This window comes from Streptomyces sp. S465, from assembly GCF_026898115.1.
Lineage (GTDB): Bacteria > Actinomycetota > Actinomycetes > Streptomycetales > Streptomycetaceae > Streptomyces > Streptomyces luomodiensis.
On record NZ_CP114036.1, the window covers coordinates 5,606,289 to 5,625,439 of the forward strand.

17 protein-coding genes are annotated in these 19,151 nt (G+C 72.7%); 9 read left to right on the forward strand and 8 right to left on the reverse strand.

The annotated features are described in order from the left end of the window. Positions 1-10: 10 nt before the first annotated feature. Positions 11-1,054 carry a GlxA family transcriptional regulator gene (locus N6H00_RS23580; RefSeq protein WP_268973819.1) on the reverse strand — a complete coding sequence of 348 codons (1,044 nt, stop codon included), beginning with the start codon at positions 1,052-1,054 and terminating at the stop codon, positions 11-13. Between the two features lie 111 nt (positions 1,055-1,165). Between N6H00_RS23580 and N6H00_RS23585 the strand changes: the two genes are divergently transcribed. After that, the gene (locus tag N6H00_RS23585; RefSeq protein WP_443073018.1) at positions 1,166-2,497 is read left to right on the forward strand and encodes an MFS transporter; all 1,332 of its coding nucleotides are present in this window, start codon (positions 1,166-1,168) and stop codon (positions 2,495-2,497) included. 142 nt (positions 2,498-2,639) lie between these two features. Here the strand turns inward: N6H00_RS23585 and N6H00_RS23590 are convergent, their stop codons facing one another. From N6H00_RS23590 to N6H00_RS23605, 4 genes are all read right to left on the reverse strand, one after another. After that, entirely contained in the window at positions 2,640-3,275 is a 636-nt protein-coding gene (locus N6H00_RS23590; protein ID WP_268973820.1) for a flavin reductase family protein, read from the reverse strand. 58 nt (positions 3,276-3,333) lie between these two features. After that, entirely contained in the window at positions 3,334-4,149 is an 816-nt protein-coding gene (locus tag N6H00_RS23595; RefSeq protein WP_268973821.1) for an enoyl-CoA hydratase/isomerase family protein, read from the reverse strand. 16 nt (positions 4,150-4,165) lie between these two features. Continuing rightward, a complete protein-coding gene (locus N6H00_RS23600) occupies positions 4,166-6,424 on the reverse strand; it encodes an acetate--CoA ligase family protein (RefSeq protein WP_268973822.1) in 2,259 nt (752 codons plus the stop codon). Positions 6,425-6,586: 162 nt separating this feature from the next. Continuing rightward, positions 6,587-7,741, reverse strand: coding sequence for a flavin-containing monooxygenase (locus N6H00_RS23605; protein WP_268973823.1), 1,155 nt, complete (start codon positions 7,739-7,741; stop codon positions 6,587-6,589). A gap of 180 nt (positions 7,742-7,921) precedes the next feature. On the opposite strand from N6H00_RS23605, the gene N6H00_RS23610 reads away from it, so the two are divergent. Together N6H00_RS23610 and N6H00_RS23615 are read left to right on the forward strand one after the other, a co-directional pair. After that, positions 7,922-8,062, forward strand: a complete 141-nt coding sequence (locus N6H00_RS23610) for a hypothetical protein (RefSeq protein WP_268973824.1) — start codon at positions 7,922-7,924, stop codon at positions 8,060-8,062. Further along, on the forward strand, positions 8,044-8,493 hold the full coding sequence (locus N6H00_RS23615) for a Zn-ribbon domain-containing OB-fold protein (protein WP_268973825.1): 450 nt from the start codon (positions 8,044-8,046) through the stop codon (positions 8,491-8,493). The genes N6H00_RS23610 and N6H00_RS23615 overlap by 19 nt, the downstream gene beginning before the upstream one ends. Before the next feature lie 93 nt (positions 8,494-8,586). Here the strand turns inward: N6H00_RS23615 and N6H00_RS23620 are convergent, their stop codons facing one another. Both N6H00_RS23620 and N6H00_RS23625 read right to left on the reverse strand, forming a co-directional pair. Beyond that, a complete protein-coding gene (locus N6H00_RS23620) occupies positions 8,587-9,273 on the reverse strand; it encodes a pyridoxine/pyridoxamine 5'-phosphate oxidase (protein ID WP_268973826.1) in 687 nt (228 codons plus the stop codon). Positions 9,274-9,340: 67 nt separating this feature from the next. Then, the gene (locus N6H00_RS23625; protein ID WP_268973827.1) at positions 9,341-10,519 is read right to left on the reverse strand and encodes a thiolase C-terminal domain-containing protein; all 1,179 of its coding nucleotides are present in this window, start codon (positions 10,517-10,519) and stop codon (positions 9,341-9,343) included. A 110-nt stretch (positions 10,520-10,629) separates the two neighbouring features. On the opposite strand from N6H00_RS23625, the gene N6H00_RS23630 reads away from it, so the two are divergent. Beyond that, complete coding sequence (locus N6H00_RS23630; RefSeq protein ID WP_268973828.1) at positions 10,630-12,066, forward strand: acyl-CoA dehydrogenase family protein; 1,437 nt, start codon at positions 10,630-10,632, stop codon at positions 12,064-12,066. After that, a complete protein-coding gene (locus N6H00_RS23635; RefSeq protein ID WP_268973829.1) occupies positions 12,066-12,548 on the forward strand; it encodes a nitroreductase family deazaflavin-dependent oxidoreductase in 483 nt (160 codons plus the stop codon). Before N6H00_RS23630 ends, N6H00_RS23635 begins: the two co-directional genes overlap by 1 nt. A 205-nt stretch (positions 12,549-12,753) precedes the next feature. On the opposite strand, the gene N6H00_RS23640 is transcribed toward N6H00_RS23635, so the two are convergent. Next, positions 12,754-13,401 carry a TetR family transcriptional regulator gene (locus N6H00_RS23640; protein WP_268973830.1) on the reverse strand — a complete coding sequence of 216 codons (648 nt, stop codon included), beginning with the start codon at positions 13,399-13,401 and terminating at the stop codon, positions 12,754-12,756. A 593-nt stretch (positions 13,402-13,994) separates the two neighbouring features. Here N6H00_RS23640 and N6H00_RS23645 point away from each other — a divergent pair. The 4 genes from N6H00_RS23645 (at position 13,995) to N6H00_RS23660 (ending at position 19,128) form a co-directional block, all read left to right on the forward strand. Next, positions 13,995-14,780 carry a VOC family protein gene (locus tag N6H00_RS23645; protein WP_268973832.1) on the forward strand — a complete coding sequence of 262 codons (786 nt, stop codon included), beginning with the start codon at positions 13,995-13,997 and terminating at the stop codon, positions 14,778-14,780. A gap of 230 nt (positions 14,781-15,010) precedes the next feature. After that, the gene (locus tag N6H00_RS23650; RefSeq protein ID WP_268973833.1) at positions 15,011-17,719 is read left to right on the forward strand and encodes an outer membrane protein assembly factor BamB family protein; all 2,709 of its coding nucleotides are present in this window, start codon (positions 15,011-15,013) and stop codon (positions 17,717-17,719) included. 171 nt (positions 17,720-17,890) lie between these two features. Further along, positions 17,891-18,454: a hypothetical protein gene (locus N6H00_RS23655; RefSeq protein ID WP_268973834.1), complete on the forward strand. Its 564-nt coding sequence runs from the start codon at positions 17,891-17,893 to the stop codon at positions 18,452-18,454. A 143-nt stretch (positions 18,455-18,597) separates the two neighbouring features. Next, positions 18,598-19,128, forward strand: coding sequence for a hypothetical protein (locus tag N6H00_RS23660; protein ID WP_268973835.1), 531 nt, complete (start codon positions 18,598-18,600; stop codon positions 19,126-19,128). Positions 19,129-19,151 lie beyond the last annotated feature (23 nt).

Here is a 19,151-nt window from a genome sequence, read left to right on the forward strand (position 1 = left end):
CCGCCCGCGGTCACCGTGCGGTCGTGCGGTCATGGCCCGGGGCGCTCGCGCGGAAGGTGCGGCGGTAGGCGGTGGGGGAGACGCCCACGGCCGCCTGGAAGTGCTGGCGCAGGGACGCGGGTGAGCCGAAACCCGCCTCGCGGACCACCTGATCCACCGACAGGTCGGTGTCCTCCAGGAGGTGCCGGGCCCGCTCCACCCGCTGCTGGGTCAGCCACTGCCCCGGGCTGATCCCGACCTCCTCGCGGAAGCGGCGGGTGAACGTCCGTACGCTCATCGACTCCTGGGCGGCCAGTTCGCTCAGCGAGATGGGCCGGTCCAGCCGGCCGAGCGCCCAGGCGCGGGCCGTCGTGGTGGTGGCCTGCTGGGGCTCGGGCAGCGGGCGCTGGATGTACTGGGCCTGACCGCCGTCGCGATGCGGCGGCACCACACTGTGCCGGGCGACATCGTTGGCGATCGCCGTGCCATGGTCGCGCCGCACCAGGTGCAGACACAGGTCGATCCCTGAGGCGACACCGGCCGAGGTGAGCACATCGCCGTCGTCCACGAACAGCACATCCGGATCGACCCTGACCGTCGGGAAGAGCCGCTGGAAGTGGTCGACGCTGGCCCAATGGGTGGTGGCCGGGCGGCCGTCGAGAAGACCGGCGGCGGCGAGCACATACGAACCGGTGCAGATGGACACCCAGCGCACGCCCGGCCGGGCGTGGGCGAGCGCGGCGGCGAGCGGCTCGGTCAGCCGGCCCTCCTCGGTGACCGGGCCGAGCGCGTACGAGGCCGGCACCACGATGGTGTCCGCCTCGGCGAGGGCCTCCGGGCCGCGTTCCACGGTGATCGGGAAGTCGGCGTCCGTGGGCACCAGACCGGGCTCGACGGTGCAGGTGACCACCTCGTACAGGGCTTGGCGGCCGGCGGAGCGGGCCTTGCCGAAGATCCGGTACGGAATGCCCAGCTCGAAGGGGATCACGCCGGGGAGGGCGAGGACGGCGATCCGATGGCGCCGGCCGGTCTTCCCGGGCGGGGAGTCGGTCTTCTCGGGCGGGGATGGGAGCACTTCCGACCTCCGGTCGCTCGGGCAGGGCCCGAAAGGGGCATGGCCCGATCCTAGCGAACACTGTCCCATGGGCCACTCGTCCGTACCGACCCGCTGCCCGATGCTGGTCCGGTGACACAGACGACCGAGCTCTTTGGAGCCCCCGAACAGGACGAACAGCCCGACCGGCCCCCGAGACGGGCCCTGCCGCGCCTTCCGCACCGCGCCTGGTCGGTCGCCGCCATCACCTTTGTGGCGATCATCGGCGCGGCCGGATTCGCCTCCCTGCCCGGTCTGCTCATCGACCCGCTCCACGAGGAGTTCGGCTGGGGGCGCGGCACGATCGGGTTCGCGGTCTCCGTCAACCTCGCCCTCTACGGGCTCACCGCGCCCTTCGCCGCCGCCCTGATGGACCGCTTCGGCATCCGCAAGGTCGTCGCGGCCGCGCTCCTCGTCATCGCGACCGGTGGCGGCCTTACGGTCTTCATGACCGAGCCCTGGCAGCTCATCCTGTGCTGGGGCGTGCTCGTCGGCCTCGGCAGCGGCTCCATGGCGCTGGCCTTCGCCGCCACCGTCACCAACCGGTGGTTCGTCGCCCGGCGCGGACTGGTCACCGGCATCCTCACCGCGGGCGGGGCCTCCGGGCAGTTGATCTTCCTGCCGCTGCTCTCCTGGATCGTCGAGGGGCACGACTGGCGGCCCGCCGCGCTGACCGTCGCGATCGCCGCGCTGGCGATCGTCCCCTTCGTCTGGCTGCTGCTGCGCGACCACCCCTCGGACGTGGGCCTCGCCCCGTACGGTGCCGATGGGCCGCCTGCCCCGAGGCCCGCACCCCGGCGCGGCGCGGCCCGGAGGGCCGTGGGGGCCCTCGTCTCCGCCTCGCGCACCGGCTCCTTCTGGCTGCTCGCGGGCACCTTCGCGATCTGCGGTGCCTCGACGAACGGCCTCGTCAAGACCCATTTCGTGCCCGCCGCGCATGACCACGGCATGCCGGTGACGGCCGCCGCGAGCCTGCTCGCCGTCATCGGTGTCTTCGACATCGTGGGGACGGTGGCCTCCGGCTGGTTCACCGACCGCTTCGACGCGCGGCGGCTGCTGGCCGTGTACTACGCGCTGCGGGGGCTCTCCCTGATGTTCCTGCCGATCCTGCTGGCCGACGCGGTGCATCCGCCGATGGTCTTCTTCATCGTCTTCTACGGCCTCGACTGGGTCGCCACCGTGCCGCCGACGATGGCGCTGTGCCGGGAGCAGTACGGGGAGGACAGCGCGATCGTCTTCGGCTGGGTGCTGGCCTCCCACCAGGTGGGAGCCGGGGCCGTGGCCTTCGTGGGCGGTATGGCGCGGGACACCTTCGGCTCGTACGACCTGGTCTGGTACGGCGCGGGGGCGCTGTGCGCGATCGCCGCGCTGATGGCGCTGGTGATCCGGCGGGGCGAGGGCGCGAAGGCCGCGGCGGCGGTCTGAGGACGTGCGGGCAGGGGACGAGATCGGCGTGCGGGTCGAGGGCGAGATCGGTGTGCGGGCCGAGGGTCAGGGCGGCGTGCGGGCCGGGGGCGAGGCCGGTGTAGGGCCGGGTACGAGGCGCGAGGGCCGCGGAACGCGATGGCTACGGAAACGGCGTGAACTCCCCGAAGGAGCCGCGGTGGAAGAGCAGCGGCCCCGACCGCGCCGCCGACTCGTCCGCCGCCAGGGCCCGGACGCGGCCCACCACGACCAGATGGTCGCCGCCCGTGTGCACGGCGTGGACCGCGCAGTCGATCCACGCCGGGACGTCGGCGAGTCGCGGTGAGCCGGTGACCGGGGACGGCTCGTAGCGGACGCCCGCGAATTTGTCGGGGCGCCGGGAGCCGCTGACCGCGAAGGCACGGCACAGCTCGCCCTGGTGCGCGCCCAGGACGTTGACGCAGAAGACGCCCGCGCGGGCGATGCGCGGCCAGGTCGTGGAGGTGCGGGCGACCATGAAGGCGATCAGCGGCGGGTCCAGGGACAGCGAGGCGAAGGACTGGCAGGCGAAGCCGGCCGGGCCGGTCGCGTCGACGGTGGTGATCACAGTGACACCGCTTGCGAAGTGGCCCAGCACGCGGCGGAATGCCGCGGGGTCGACCGGGGGCCGCTCATCGTCGCGCACACAGCGCAACTCCGGTGGGGGCAGCGGGTCGACCGGTCGTACGGAAGCGGTCGGCGAGCCGACCGCCCGGAGATAGCGGACGGCGGTGGCGGCCATACCGGCGTGTCCCATCATGGCCCGTCCCCCTTCCTGAACTTTCCTGCTGTCCGGGCTTTCTGACGGCGGGTGTCCCTCAGCGGCCTCGGTACACGGGGGGTCGGCGTTCGAGGAACGCGCGGACGCCCTCCTGAGCGTCGGCCGTGGTCATGTTGATCTCCTGCGCCGCCGCCTCGGCGGCGAACGCGGCCGGGCGGTCGGCCTCCAGGGAGGCGTTCACCAGCGCCTTGGTGAGGGCGAGGGCGCGGGTGGGGCCGGCCGCGAGGCGCTCGGCCCAGGCGCGGGCGGTCTTGGCCAGTTCGTCGTCCGGGACGATCCGGTTGACCAGGCCCAGCCGCTCGGCCTCGGCGGCGGGCAGCGTGTCGCCGAAGAACATCAGCTCCTTCGCACGCTGCGGGCCGGTCAGCCGGGGGAGGAGGTACGCACCGCCCCCGTCGGGGACCAGACCACGGCGGATGAACACCTCGATGAAGACGGCCGATTCGGCGGCCAGCACCAGATCGCAGGCGAGGGCGAGATGGGCGCCGAGCCCGGCCGCGGTGCCGTTGACGGCGGCGATCACCGGTTTCTCGCAGTCGAGGACGGCGGTGATGAGCCGCTGCGCTCCGCCGCGGATCAGCCGGGCCACATCGCCCGCGACGCGCTCCTGCCCGGCCGGGGCGCCGCGCAGATCCGCTCCCGCGCAGAAGCCCTTGCCGGTGGCGGTCAGCACGACGGCCCGGACGGTCGGGTCGGCGGAGGCGGTTTCCAGCAGCGAAACAAGGCGTTCCCGCTGGTCGGGGGTGATGGCGTTCATCGCCGCGGGGCGGTTGAGCGTGATCCACGAGACGCCGTTGTCAGTGGTGTGCCGTACAACGGAGTCATGTTCTTCTTCGGGGGAGGGAGAGATCATGGGAACGCTCCACGGGTCAGCGGCAGATCGCCAGCGCGTCCAGTGCCACGGCGCCCTGGCCGCGTTCCAGCACCATCAGCGGATTGACGTCGAGTTCGGCGAGGTGGTCGCCGAGCTCCAGGGCCATGCGCTGGACGCGCAGCACGACCTCCACGAGCGCGTCCACATCGGCCGGGGGCGCGCCGCGCACCCCGTCGAGGAGGGCGCGGCCGCGCAGTTCGGCGAGCATCGTGCGGGCCTGGTCCTCGCCGAACGGGGGGACGCGTACGGCCGTGTCCCGCAGCACTTCGACGAGCACGCCCCCTACACCCACGGTCACGGTCGGGCCGAAGAGGTCGTCGTGGCTCATGCCGACGACCATCTCCACCCCGCGCTCGACCATCTGGCAGACCAGCACCCCGTCCAGCTCGACGCCTTCGTAGCGGGCGATGTCGGTGAGCTCCCGATAGGTGTCGCGGACCTGGCTGGCCGAGGTCAGCCCCAGCCGGACCAGTCCGAGTTCGGTCTTGTGGGCGAGCTGCGGCGCGGATGCCTTCATGACCACCGGGTAGCCCACCAGTCCGGCGGCGCGGACGGCGGCGGCCGCGCTGGTCACCAGCTGCTCGCGCGGCACCCGGATGCCGTACGCCCGCAGCAGCTGTTTCGCCGCGTGCTCGCTCAGCCGGCCGCCTGGGCGCAGCAGGTCGCGCGCCTTGCGCAGGGACGGGGACGGGGTGCGCGGGGCGTCGTCGAAGGGGGAGCGGTAGGAGGTGGTGAAGCGGTGGTGCCCCAGATAGGCGCCGACGGCGGTGACGCAGTTGGCGAACGTACGGAAGGTGACCACGCGGGAGGAGCCCAGGAGGGTGGTGCGGTAGGCGTCCTCGGTGCCGACCGGCGATCCCCACACCACGCACACCAGCTTGTCCGTCTGTTCCGCCGCGTCCACCAGATCCTGCGCCAGCTTGTCGCTCATGGGCGGAAACGGGCCGGTGATCGGGCAGATCAGCACGCCCACGGCCGGATCGGCGAGGATCGCGTCGATGATCTTGCGGCCGCGCCAGTCGCCGACCGGGTGGCCGCCGTTGTCGACCGGGTTGGCGACGCTGAGATCGCCGGGTATCCACTGGTGGAGCTCGGCCTGCTTCTCGGCGGAGAGGGTGGGCAGGGGGAGACCCCCCGCCGTGGCGAGATCGGAGAAGTGGGCCCCGGTGCCCCCGGAGATCGAATACACCACGACGCCCTCGGCGAGCGGCGGGCGGGCGCGGGCGAGCAGCGTCGCCGTGTCCTGAAGCTCGTCCAGGCCGTCCACCCGGATCACGCCGAACTGCCGCATGGCCGCGTCCACCACCGTGTCCGAGCCGGTCAGCTTGCCGGTGTGGGAGGCGGCCGTGCGGGCGCCGGTCTCGGTGCGGCCGACCTTCACCGCCACGACGGGCACCTTGGCGCGGGCGGCCCGGTCGGCGGCGAGCAGGAAGCCGCGGCCGTCCTTCAGCCCCTCCGCGTACAGGGCGATGGCGCCGACCTCGGGCCGGGTGGCGAAGTAGGAGATGAAGTCGGCGGTCTCCAGGTCGGCCTCGTTGCCGGTCGGGGCCCAGTGGCTGAGCCGGATGCCGAGTTCCTGGAGGGTGAAGACCGGGCGGCCCTGGTGGCCTGACTGGGTGATGAGGGCGATGGCGGGGCCTTCGAGGTCGTCGCGGAACCTCTCGAAGGCGTTGAGGTTGGTGTTGGGGCCCAGCAGTCGCAGTCCGGCGCCGCGGGCCGCGGCGGCCAGCCGGGCCTGCGCGGCGGCGCCCTCGGGGCCGGTTTCGGCGAAGCCGGAGGCGAAGGCGACGGCGAACTTCACCTTGCTCCCGTCGAGTTCCTCGATGACCGGGAGCGGATCGCGGACGAGGAGGACGGCGAGGTCGACGGGCTCGGGCAGCGCGGCCACGGACGGTACGCACGGAATGCCGAAGACGGCGGGACGGGAGGGATGCACGGGGTGCAGCCGGGCGCCGACGCGTTCGGCCCAGGCCAGGAGTTGGCGGGTGATGCCGGTGTTGGGGCGGCCGTCCGCGTCGGAGGCGCCGATGAGGGCCACCGACTCGGGATGGAAGAAGCGGTCCAGATCGGGGACGGCGGAGTGCAGCGGGCGTCCGCTGACGTCCATGTCGTCCACGTCGTCCACGCCTTCGGCGGTCCCGCCCGGCGCGTGCCCGCTGTGGATGTGCACGGCGGGGCCGGGGGCCCGCCCACAGGCGACGGCGCGGGCATGACGGGAGTTGGTGGTCAGGGTGCCGTAGGTCGATCCAAGCATCGGTATCCGCCACTCCTGCTCGTTGGCCAATAACCGGGTAGGTGACCGGGCTGTTCGACGCCAAACTGACGACACGTCACATTACCCAGTGGTCAGGTTACTGAACTGACGGCCTGTCAGGAATGCTCGGTGCGGGAGGAACACGCAGGGTGACGGCGGGGGTCATGCCGTGGTGCGGGCGATCGTCTTGGCGATCTTCCGGGCGTCGATGGCCAGCTCGCGCAGCATGCCGCTGATCGGATTCGTATAGCCCGTGAAGTGCAGCCCCGGGGCGGACGCCAGGGTGCGCCGGCCATGGGCGAGGGGGCGGCCGCGGTCGTCGAGCACGCCCAGATGGCCGACCAGCTCCTCCAGGCCGCGCCGGTAGCCGGTCGCGGCGATCACCGCCTCGGGGGAGATCCGCGAGCCGTCGGTCAGGACCACCTTGTCCAGGTCGAAGGAGTCGACCGCCGAGACCACCTCCACCCGCCCCGTCCGCACCGCGTCCACCAGCCCCGCGTCCTGGACCGGGATCGCGCCCTCGCGTACGCGGGTGTAGAGCCCGGTGTCGGGCCAGGGCAGGCCGTGCTCGGTCAGATCCGGCATGCTCAGCCGGCACACCACCCGCGCCGCCCGGTCCACCGCGCGCCGGGGCAGCCGTCGCACCAGGATGCCGGTGGCCTGCGCGGGCCAGCCCGCGGTCGAGCGGCGCAGGATGTGCGGCACGGTGCGGACCGCGAGCCGGACCCGGGCCGCGCCGCCCTCGACCAGGTCGACCGCGATCTCCGCGCCCGTGTTGCCGACGCCGACCACCAGCACGTCCTTGCCCTCGAAGGGGCGGGCGTTGCGGTAGTGGGCGGCGTGCAGCAGCTCACCCGTGTAGGCGGTGCGGCCCGGCCAGTCCGGCAGCCGTGGAGTGTGGTTGAAGCCCGTCGCGACGACGACCACGGGCGAGGACAGTTCGCGGCCGCCCGTGGCCCGCAGCACCCATTCCGTGTCGTCGGCCGCCCGGTCGACGCGGGAGACCTCGACCCCCGTGACGATCTCCAGTCCGTGGTGCTCGGCGTAGCGTTCCAGATAGCGCACCACGTCGTCGCGGGCGACCCACCGCCCGTAGGACCGGGGGATCGGCAGCCCGGGGAGTGCGGACAGCCGGCGCGTGGTGTGCAGACGCAGCCGGTCGTAGTGGTTCCGCCACGACGTGGCGATCGCGTCGGACCTCTCTACGACGACGGCGCGGATCCCGCGCTGGGTGAGCGCCGCGGCGGTGGCGAGTCCGCCCGGTCCGCCGCCGATCACATAGACGGGTGAGGACTTCTCGGGTGAGCTGTCGGCCATGCGGGTGAGCGTAACCGGGTGCTTGACGGGTTTCGGTCAATGCGATCCGGCCAAAGTGATTGCGGATGGGTTGTGGACAGGTCGCGGTCGGTCGGCGCTCGCAACCCCTTGTGGGTGCCGGTTCCGCCGGTGAAACTGACGTACCGTCAGGTCTGCTTCGGGGTGGGAAGAGGTGGGACGGTGCGGACGATCGGACTCAGCGGGGCCGAATGGCTCGCCGTACTGCGCGACTCGATGTTGGTGCTGATCTCCGTGGCCGGACTCTTCGGTATGAGCCGGCAGACCTGGTCGCCCCACGGGAGATGGGGGCTGTTCCTGTGAGCCCGACGCCCCCCGCGGGCGCCCCGCGGTTCGACCTGCCCGAGATCGACGCCTTCACCCGCCCCTACTGGGACGCCGCCGCCGAGGGCCGACTGCTGATCCGGCGCTGCGCCGACTGCGGCCGGGCCCACCACTACCCGCGCGAATTCTGCCCGTACTGCTGGAGCGAGGAGGTCGTCTGGGAGGAGGCGAGCGGCGCCGCGACGCTCTACACCTGGTCCGTGGTGCACCGTAACGATCTGCCGCCGTTCGGCGCCCGCGTCCCGTACACCGCCGCCGTCGTCGACCTCGCCGAGGGGCCGCGGATGATGACCGAGCTCATCGAGACCCCGGTGGGCGGTCCATGCGTCGGGATGCGGCTCCGGGTCGCGTTCCGGGCCACCGAGGGGGAGGTCCCGGTCGTTCCCGTCTTCCGGCCGCTGCCCGCCTGACGCACCGCGTCATCGCCTTACGGCGGCCTCCTTATGGCCTCGCCCGCCTTACGGTCACCGTCTTTCGGTCGCGGCCTCAGGGGGTGCCGCTCTTTACGGCCACAGCAGCTCTCGTCGCCAGCCGCCGCGCTCGTCCGGGTCGCGGCGGTAGCGGAGCCGTACGTGCCGGCGTCGCGCCTCCTCCTGGTAGAACTCGACCTCGTCCGCCTCCAGGACGTACAGGGTCCAGGTGGGGGCGGTGGCGTCCGGGTCGCGTTCCGCCCGTTCGTACGCCGCGTCGAAGGCCCGTAGCAGCTCCTCGTACGAGCCGAGCACCTCGCTCTGCCGCCCGTTCCCGGCCAGCGCCGCCGCGAGCGCCGCGGGGGACCGGCCGCGCAGATCGGCCGCGCTCTCCTCCGGTCCGGCCTCGACGGCCCGCCCGCTGACGCGCACCTGACGGCCCGCCCGCATCCAGTGGAACGCGAGGGAGGCGTACGGGTTCTCGGCCAGCTCGCGGCCCTTACGGCTGGTGCGGTGGGTTCCGAAGTGCCAGCCGCGCTCATCGGCGCCGTGCAGCATCACCGTGCGCTGGGACGGTCGGCGGTCGGCGCCCACGGTGGCCAGGGTCATGGTGTGCGGGCCGGGTTCCGCCGTCTCGGCGGCCTCGCGCAGCCACCGCCGGAAGAGCGGAAGCGGTGCGTCCGGGGCCGTGGCCGGGTCGAAGACGGGCAGCTCGCCCGCATGGGGTACGCGCAGGCCGCGCAGCAGGGCGTGGAACGCCTCATCCTCGTTGTCGCTCATCGGCTCCCCATCCGACCATCCGCGACTGGCCGGGGCAAGCGGGGGGCGTACGCCGAGCGGAGCCCGGTCAGCCGCGGCCCAGGACGACCGTGCCCGCCGAGCAGAACCAGCCACCTGTCCCCGACGCCACCGCCAGCTCCGGCAGCCGTCCGCCCGCCTTGCGCACCTGCCGCTCCCCGGCCTCGCCGCGCAGCTGCCGTACCGCCTCGACCAGCAGGAACAGGCCGCGCATCCCCGGGTGGCAGGCGGAGAGACCGCCGCCGTCGGTGTTGGTCGGCAGTTCGCCGTCCCGTGTCAGCCGCCCCTTCGCCGCGAACGTCCCGCCCTCGCCCTTGGCGCAGAAACCGAGGTCCTCGAGGGTCACCAGGGTCATATAGGTGAAGGCGTCATAGAGCTCGGCCACATCGATCTCCGACGGCCGCACCCCCGCCCGCGCGAAGGCGGCCCGCCCCGAGATGGCCGCCGGGGAGACCGTGAAGTCCTCCCATGCGGACATGGTGGTGTGCGAGACGGCCGTGCCCGAACCCAGCACCCACACCGGGGGTTTCGCGGTGTCCGGTACGTACTCCTCGGCCGCGAGCAGCACCGCGCAGCCGCCGTCCGAGCGGATGCAGCAGTGCAGCTTGGTGAAGGGGTCGGCGATCATCGGGCCGCTCAGGACATCATCGACCGTGATCGGTGCGCGAAACATCGCGTCCGGATTGTGCCCGGCGTTGGCGCGCGCCTGAACGGCGATGTCCGCCAGCTGTTCGAGAGTGGTGCCGTACTCATGCATATGGCGGCGCGCGGCCATCGCGTACTTGGCCACCAGCGTATGGCCGTACGGGACCTCGAACTGGAGCGGTCCGCGCGCGCCGAACGAGAGGTTCGCGGTGCGGCGGCCCGCGCGGATGTCGGCGCGGGCGGTGGAGCCGTAGACGAGCAGTACGGCGCGGGCGTGCCCCGCGGCGATCGCGTCCGCCGCGTGCGCCGCCATGACCTCCCAGGTGGAGCCCCCGACGGCCGTCGAGTCGGCCCAGGTGGGCCGCAGCCCCAGATATTCGGCCACCTCGACCGGTGCGAGGGCGCCGAGCCCCGCCGAGGCGAAGCCGTCGACGACCGAGCGGTCGAGCCCGGAGTCGGCGAGGGCCCGGCGGGCGGCCTGGGCGTGGAGGGCGTAGGGGGTGGCCGTGTCGACGCGGCCGCAGTCGGAGAGGGAGACGCCGACGACGGCGACCTTACGGGCGCGATGCGCTGCGGGCGACATAAAACTGACGGTACATCAGCTCGGGTGGGAGCGGGATGGTGGTGGAGGGGTGGGAAAGCTCGCTCGCCGTCCTTAGTATGACGAGCCGTCAGAAACGGAGGTGCTCGCCGATGGACGCCGCGTTCACCGAGGAACAGGACGAGATCCGCCGTACGCTGCGCGAACTGCTGCGGGAGCGGTGCGGGCCGGAGGAGGTCAAGGCGGCGGTCCATACCGCCCCCGGCTACGACGAGGCCCTGTGGCGGCGGCTGGCCCGGACGCTCGGGCTGCCCGGCCTGGCCCTTCCGACGGCGTACGGGGGCGTCGGCTGCGGGGTCACCGAGCTGGCGCTGGCCTGTGAGGAGACGGGGCGGGTGCTGCTCCCTTCGCCGTTCCTGGCCACCGCCGTGTTCGCCGCACCCCTGATCGCCGCGCTCGGGACGGAGGCGCAGCGCGCCGAGCTGCTGCCGCGGATCGCGGAGGGCACCCTTACGGCGGCGCTCGCGGTGCCGGGGCGCGCACTGCCCGAAGCGCTCGGGCTCACCGGAGCGCGGGACGGCGCATGGGCCGGTGGAGGGCGCGCGGGGGGCGTCCAGGCGCGCCCGGACACCGGCGGCGGCGCGGGGTGGCGGCTGTACGGGCAGATGGAGCAGGTACTGGGTGGCCACAGCGCCGAACTGCTGCTGGTCGCCGCCCGAGCCGGGGGCTATACGCGCGGGCGGACGCTGCTGTTCCGCGTCCCGGCGGGGGCGGACGGGCTGGTCCGCACCCGGCTGACCGCGCTCGACGCGACGCGGCCGCAGGCCCGTATCCAGCTGCGTGACGTACCGGCCGAGCTGCTGGGGGTGGACGACGGCGGGAGCGGGGACGAGGTGGCGGACGTGCTGACGGAGGTGGGTACGGCGGCCGCCGCCGTGCTCGCCGCCGAGGCCGTGGGGGCGGCGGACGCGGTCCTGGCGCGGACGGTCGGGTATGTGCGGACGCGTGAGCAGTTCGGCCGTCCGATCGGCTCCTTCCAGGCGGTCAAGCACCGGCTGGCGGATGTGTACGTCGCCGTCCAGGCGGCCCGTTCGGCGGCGTACTACGCGGCCTGGGCCGCGGCCCAGGGCGGTGTGGACGCCACGGACACCGCGGACACCGCGGACGCCACGGACACCGCGGCCGCCGTGGACGCCACGGACACCGCGGCCGCCGTGGAAGCCGGGGTCGCGGGTGGGCTCGCGCTCGCCCAGGCGCTGGACGCGCAGCGCAGGGCGGCGGCCGAGGCGGTGCAGCTGCACGGCGGTATCGGCTTCACCTGGGAGCACGAGGTGCATCTCTACGTCAAGCGGGCCGCCTCCGACGAGCTGCTCTTCGGGCCCGTCCACCGGCTGCGGGCGCGGGCGGCGGAGCGGGACGGGCTCTTCGCCGGGACCGATCGCGCCCCTTACGGCGGCCGTGGCGGCCATGGCCGCCACGACGAGTGCGACGGTATCGGTGGGCGCGGTAAGGGCGGCAAGAACGGCGGGTACAGCGGGAAAGATGACCGCGACGGGCGCGACGGGCTGCGGAAGGCGGTGACGGTCTGATGGCCGGTTATGGCGTGAAAGTGGTCCGGAAGGTGTCCTCGACCCGTGCGTTCGCCAAGGTCGCGCCCCACGTCATCCCCGCCTTCGACCGCGCCGTCCACCGGCTGACCCGAGGCAGGGTGCTGCCCAGCGCGCGGATGCTGCCGGGCGTGATCCTTACGGTGCGTGGTGCGCGGTCGGGGCTCCCCCGCCGTACGCCGCTGGCCTGTATGCCGGAGGACGGCGACACCTGGGTCCTGGTCGGCAGCAACTGGGGCCGCCCCGGCCACCCCGCCTGGACCGCGAATCTGCTGAAGCACCCGGAAGCGGAGATCAGCTGGCGGGGCCGGGACATCGCCGTCCGAGCGCGACTGCTGGAGGGCGCCGAGCGCGAGGCGGCCTGGAGGGCGGTGCTCGCCTTCTGGCCGCCGTACGCGAGCTATCAGTCGCGGGTGGAGCGCGAGATCCGGCTCTTCCGCCTCCACCGCCTTCCGGCAGCCTGAACCGGTCTGTCGGTCGGCCTCCAGGCCGCCGGGGCGGTCCGGTGGCGGTCCGGTGGCGGTCCCGTGGCGGTCCGGTGGCGGCAGAGTGGCGGCAGATGGGAGACGCAAAGCCGCGGCGGATCACTCGGGAGTGATCCGCCGCGGCGTGACAGGACGTGCGGGCCCACCGGCCGGGCCGGTCGGTATGGAGAGGTCTGCGGATTCGTTACTTCGGCGGTTTGCGCCCGGTGATGCCGAGGTGGAGGAGCCAGGTCAGGCTCGGCCTGAGGTCGGCCTGCTTGACGCCCCAGCTCTGGAAGCCCTTCTGGTGCGCCGAGACCGAGGCCAGCATCGCGACCAGTGAGCCCGCGATGGCCGCCGGGTTGAGGTCCTCGTCGATCCGGCCCTTGGCCTGCTGCTCCTTGACGGCGTCGGTCAGGGAGTTGGTGACGGAATTGAGGATCTTCATGCGGATCTTGTAGAACCGCTTGTCACCCTCGGCGGCGCCCAGATCGACCACTCGCAGGATGGCGTCATGTTTGCGCCAGAAGGAGAGGAACCCCTCCACCAGGTCCTCCGCCGCCGCGCCGCCGGACTTGCCCGCCCATGAGCGTCCGGCGACCAGATCGGTCAGGCTCGCGCCGTCCTTGGCCATCTCCTCGGCGAGCTCGAGGACGGCGCCCTCCACGTCGGGGAAGTACTGGTAGAACGTCGCCGGCGAGGTCCCGGCCTTACGGGCGACATCGATGACCTTGACGTCTCGGTACGGGGATGTGCTGAGCATCTCGCCGAGGCAGTCGAGCAGCTTCTGCCGCGTCGCCTGTCCGCGACGACCGGCCACCCGCCCGTCGACTGTGCGTACTTGTCCTGTCATGCCGTCAGCTTACCGAGGGGTGATCGGAGCGCGATTCTGCTGCGTGCAAATGGGGTTAGGGCGGGATGAGGTGGTTTGTGCACCTCGCCGAGCAGGCTGGAATGGCTGATTCCGGCCCCTGTCCACCGTCGTCAAGCCCTCAATCACCGCTCGCCCAGGCGAGTGAATCCTGTTATCAACAGCCTGTGGATAAAAACGGTGGATGACCCGGTGCGGGTCGGTCTCGAACCGAAAAAGATTGTCTAAATATTTCGAGTTCCAGGGCGAGCAGATCGGACGATACCCCGTTAGCGTGGCAAGTGAGGTAAGTGAAGCAAGCTGCCACAAATGCGCATCAAGCTTCTCCAAGCGGGCGCCGATCAAACTCCGGGCACCATTGCGTGCGGGCGCCGGGCGCGACCCGAGCGGACTCCCGGTACACGCCCCGGGCGGACCCCGGCGCGAGAGGCCGCCAGGGGCCATCAGGGGCCGCAGGAGGGGTGCCGGGAGGGTCGGAGGCGGGCGGGCCGCGGGAGAGTGCCGGCGGGGCGCCGGGAGGGGCGGAGAGGGCGTCGGAGAGGCGAGAGAGGCCAGAGACCGAGAGGATCCGGACCATGGCGGCATTCGCGGAAGGCGTGCCCTGCTGGACGGATGTGCTGCTGTCCGACCTCGCCGCGGGCCGGCGCTTCTACGGTGAGCTGTTCGGCTGGACCTTTCAGGAGATCGTCACCGACTACGGCTCGTTCACCCGGGCCCTCCTCGACGGTAAGGACGTCGCGGGGCTGGTCCCCAAGCCGGACGGCCGGATGCCCACCGTCTGGAACCTCTACTTCGCCGCCGAGGACGCCGCCGCGACCGCCGTCCGGATCCGCGAGGCCGGCGGCCGGGTGATCACCCCGCCGGTCTGGATCGACGGATTCTGCGTCATGGCCACGGCCGCCGATCCGGGCGGTGCCGTCTTCGGGATCTGGCAAGCGGGCAGCCACACCGGCTTCGGGCGGCGCGGCGCGCCCGGCACGTACGGCTGGGCCGAGGTCCACACCCGTCAGCCGCGCGCCGTGGATGCCTTCTACCGGGCGGTCTTCGGGTACGAGACGGTGCCCGTCGGCGAGGGCACCCCGACCGACGTCGTGCTGTGGACACCGCGCGGCGAGGCCCCGGACCCCCGTCACGCGATCGGTGGACGGGTCGTGATCGGTGAGCAGTACCCGGTCGAGCTGCCCGCCCACTTCCTGGTGTACTTCGTGGTGACGAATTGCGATCAGGCGCTGCGCACGGTCCACGAGCTGGGTGGGCGGGTCCTCAAGACGCCCGAAGATACGCCGTACGGGCGTTTCGCGGTCGTTGTGGACAATCAGGGCGCGTCCTTCGCCGTCATCGACCTCTCGGCGGCGGGCTGAACCCGGGGCGCGGAACTGGGCGATGGGGGTCCGGGGACGCTCGGCCGAACCCCGGTCGAAGCGGGCCGGCCCCGGCTCCGTATCGCCCGATGACACGACGATTCGCCCCCGGGTTCGCAACCGCCGCCTTCGCCAGAGAGAATGCAGGATGCGTGCCGCCGGTTGGTTTGTCGGTGAGACGCTGCACGGGGCTGTATTTTTTCAAGCCCCCACGGGGAGGTGGCAGGCAAGTGGTGGAGCAGCTGACGCAGCACGATCCGAGGCGGATCGGCCCTTTCGAGGTGCTCGGCCGTCTCGGCGCGGGCGGCATGGGGCTGGTCTATCTGGCCCGCTCGGCATCGGGCCGACGGGTCGCGATCAAGACGGTCCGGACCGAGCTCGCCGAGGACCAGCTGTTCCGTGTCCGGTTCACCCGTGAGGTGGAGGCGGCCCGCGCGGTCAGCGGGTTCTACACGGCCGCGGTCGTGGACGCCGATCCGCGCGCCGCGGTGCCGTGGTTGGCCACGGCCTATGTGCCGGCTCCCTCCCTCGAGGAAATCGTCAACGAGTGCGGACCGATGCCCGCCCAGGCGGTGCGGTGGCTGGCGGCCGGGGTCGCCGAGGCGCTCCAGTCCATCCACGGCGCGGGCCTGGTCCACCGGGATCTGAAGCCGTCCAATGTGCTGGTCGTCGAGGACGGCCCGCGCGTGATCGACTTCGGTATCGCCTCCGGTGTCTCGAACACCCGGCTGACGATGACCAACGTCGCGGTCGGCACCCCCGCCTACATGTCGCCCGAGCAGGCGCGCGACTCGCGCAGTGTGACGGGCGCGAGCGACATCTTCTCGCTCGGCTCGACGCTGACCTTCGCGGCCACCGGACACGCGCCCTTCCACGGCGCCAACCCGGTGGAGACCGTGTTCATGCTGCTGCGCGAGGGTCCCGACCTGGCCGGGCTGCCGGACGAGCTGCGGCCGCTCATCGAGTCGTGCATGCAGATGGAGCCCGAGCGGCGGCCGTCCCCGGCCGATCTGCAGTCCCAGCTGGCCCCGCATCTGTTCGCCTCCAACGCCGACGACAGTGGTACGGCCTCGGCCTGGCTGCCGGGTGGCGCCGTCGCGCTCATCGAGCGCAAGCGCAGCGGTCGCAACCAGGTGCGCTCATCCCGGCCCGCGGCCGACGGCGGCCGTCCGGCCGGGCACGGCGGAAGCGCCGGGCACGGCGGAAGCGGTGGGCACGGCGGGAGCGGTGGCGGCCGGTCGTCCGCGCCGCTGCCCCCGGAGCGTCCGCCCGCACCGCCCTCGTACGCCCCCGCCGCGGGCGCCTCCGCAGGCGGGCGTGGCGGTCGGCACGGCGCGGGTGGGCCCGCCGGAGCGGGCGGCTGGGAGCCCGTGGGCACGGGCGACCCGCGCGGAGGCCTGCGGACGCCGGAGGCCGCGAGCCCGCCGGGCGCGCTGGGCGCCATCGGACCCGGGCGGCACGCCGCCCCCGCCGGACGTCCCTCCGCCGCCCCGGCCGCACCCGCCCCGCCTCCGTCCGCCGGGCCTCCGTCCGCCGTGCCCGCCCCGGTGCCCGCCGGGGCCGACGGGGCGGTGCGGCTGCCCGGATCGCCGGTGCCGATCGGCCCCGGGCTCCGGGCCGCCGACGCGCGGGAGCCGCAGCCGCAGCACGGCACCGGACCCGCGACCGGCTGGGTGCGTCCGCCGGCCGGGGTCACGAGCGGAGGGCTGAGCGGAGGCGACGGCACGGCCGCCGTCCCGCCGCCGCACTCCCCGCCGGCCGAGCCGTCCGAACCGCCGGCCCAGGGAGCCGGGCAGGGCCGCTGGCGCCCGTGGCGGTTCCGTATGTCGAACGACGTCTGGGGCACCCCGGCGGTCGCCGGCGACCTGCTGTACGTGACCTCGTTCGAGGTGCACGCGCTGGATGTGGCCACTGGCCGGCGCCAGTTCAAGACGCGTGACGTGGCGTGGGCGATGGCCGTGGCGAACGGCCGGATCCACGCCTCCGACGGCCCCACGCTGTACGCGCTGGACGCGGAGGACGGCGCCGAGCGCTGGCGTCTGTCGACCGACGGCTGGGTCTACTCCCTCAAGGTCGATCGCGGCACGGTCGTCACCGGCACGCGCGGCGGTGGCGTCCAGGCGTGGGAGGCGGCCAACGGCGAGCTGCTGTGGGAGAGGCAGGGCCTCCAGACCGACTTCGAGACGCCCGAGTCCGGCCCGGTGATCCACGACGGGACGGTCTATGTGTGGGCGGACGCGCGGCTGCGCGCCCTGGAGGCGCGCACCGGCGCGGAGCGCTGGTCGTACCCGGTGGGCGACGCGGCGTCCTGCGGCGGTGTGCCGCTGCGTCTGCTGCCGGCGCCCGACGGGGTGGTCTACGTCTCGGCGGGGACACGGGTGCTCGCGCTCGACATCGCCCGCGGGGATGTGCGGTGGCGTTTCGAGGCGCCCGCCGTCTTCCTGTGCGCCCCCGCGTACGCGCCGGGGCCCGCGGTGACCGGCGGTGGTATCTACATCGCCGACTATCTGGGCACGGTCTACGCGCTGGACGCGGCGAACGGCCGCGACCGCTGGCGGATCGCGACCGAGGCCCGGCAGTCGATCGAACCGGTGCTGGTGGCCGAGGGCTCGGTCCATCTGGGCAGCGGTGGCGCGCTCTACACGCTCGACGCGGTCACCGGCACGCCCAAGTGGCGGTTCGCGGCGGGTGGCGAGGTCATCGGTTCGCCGGTGGTCGCCGACGGCCGGGTCCACTTCGGCTCGGCCGACCACTGCCTCTACACGGTGGACGCGGCGGGCGGACAGCTGCGCTGGAAGCTGGCGACCGGCGGTGAGATCACCGGCTCGCCGGTGGCCGCCAAGGGCGTGGTGTACGCGTGCAGCAAGGACCGCTGCGTCTACGCGCTGGACGCGGTCAAGGGCACGGGCCAGTCCCGTCCGTCGGGCGGCCGGGCCTGACCGAGCCCGTCCGACGGGCGCCCGGAGGCGGCCGGGCCGTGAGCCGTGTCCCTGTCAATTCCTGCTACGGTGGCGGGCGTTCATCGACCTCCTGGGAGCCGGGAGGTCGATGGGTATCTCCGCGCGGTTTTCGTGCGGTCTTCGTGCGGTCGTCGGGGGACGGGGTCTGTCATGCGGCGTGGTCTACGGCTGGCTGCCGTGCTCACCGTGGTGCTCGTGGCGCTGACCGGGTTCAAGGGGCGCGGGCATGGCCACGGGGGTGGTGGAGGCGGCTGTTCCAGCTCCTCCTCGCACCACTCGGGGTCCAGCTCCGGTTCCGGCTCAGGTGGCTACTCGGACTCCGACGACGAGAGCTCGACCACCGGCGTAGGCACGGGTGGGTCCCGCTACCGCGACTACGACGATGACGACTACGGCGACAGCGCGTCCAGCGGTTCCTCGGGCGGCTCGGCGTCGTCCTCCGAGCCCGAGGCGACCGTCGTCAGCTGTGCGGGCAAGGACGCGAAGGACGAGAGCGGCCGCCCGGCGGCGACCGTGAAGGTGCGCAACCGCTCGGGCGTGGCCGAGACCTACTCCGTCGACATGAACTTCAAGGACCGGGACGGTGTGACCCTGACGTCCGGCCGGGCCGATGTACGGGTCCCCGCGGGGCGGTCGAGGACCGTACGGGTGCCGCTCGACGATCCGTCGCCCTCGGGAACCGTGGTGACGTGTGAGGTCGTCTCCGTCCTCTGAAAGCCGGAAACCGGAAACCGGTGAGCCGGGTCAGGCGCGTCTGAAGGTGACTTTGGGGTAGCGGAACCTGCCGCTATGGTGGCGCGCACATGTCAACTGGCCTGCGGTTGGCTCGAATGTGTCTTTTCAACGGGGGTAATACCATGCAACGCCGCTCTGTCCGTATCGTCGCCGTCGCCCTGATCGGGCTCATGGCGCTGACCGGCTGCGGAAAGAAGAAGGGCGGAAGCCACAGCAGCGGCCTCGGGGGGTTCACCTCCGGGGGGAGCGGCGGCGACAGCCCGCTGTCCGACCCCAGCGGCCTGCCCACCGGCCTGCCGTCGTACGACTCCAGCACCCCCACCCCGTCGTACTCCCCGTCCGTGCCGCCCACCTACAACTCGGACGGCACGATCGACATCTCCGCCAGCGGCTGCGACTACAACGAGTCGACCAGTTCGTTCGAGTACACCCTCACCATCAGGAACCCCGAGACGCAGTCCATGCACTACTCGATCACCATCGAGTGGGAGAACCAGGCCGGCGGCGCCCTGCTGGGCTCCGATTACAAGTCCGTCACCGTGGCGCCCGGCAGCAGCCAGACCCTCAGCGCCACCTCCTACCGCTACCTCACCGAGCAGACGTCCTTCACCTGTGATGTCACCTCGGCGCTCAAGTACCCGAGCTCCACCTGAGGTCCGAGCCGATCCGAGACCGG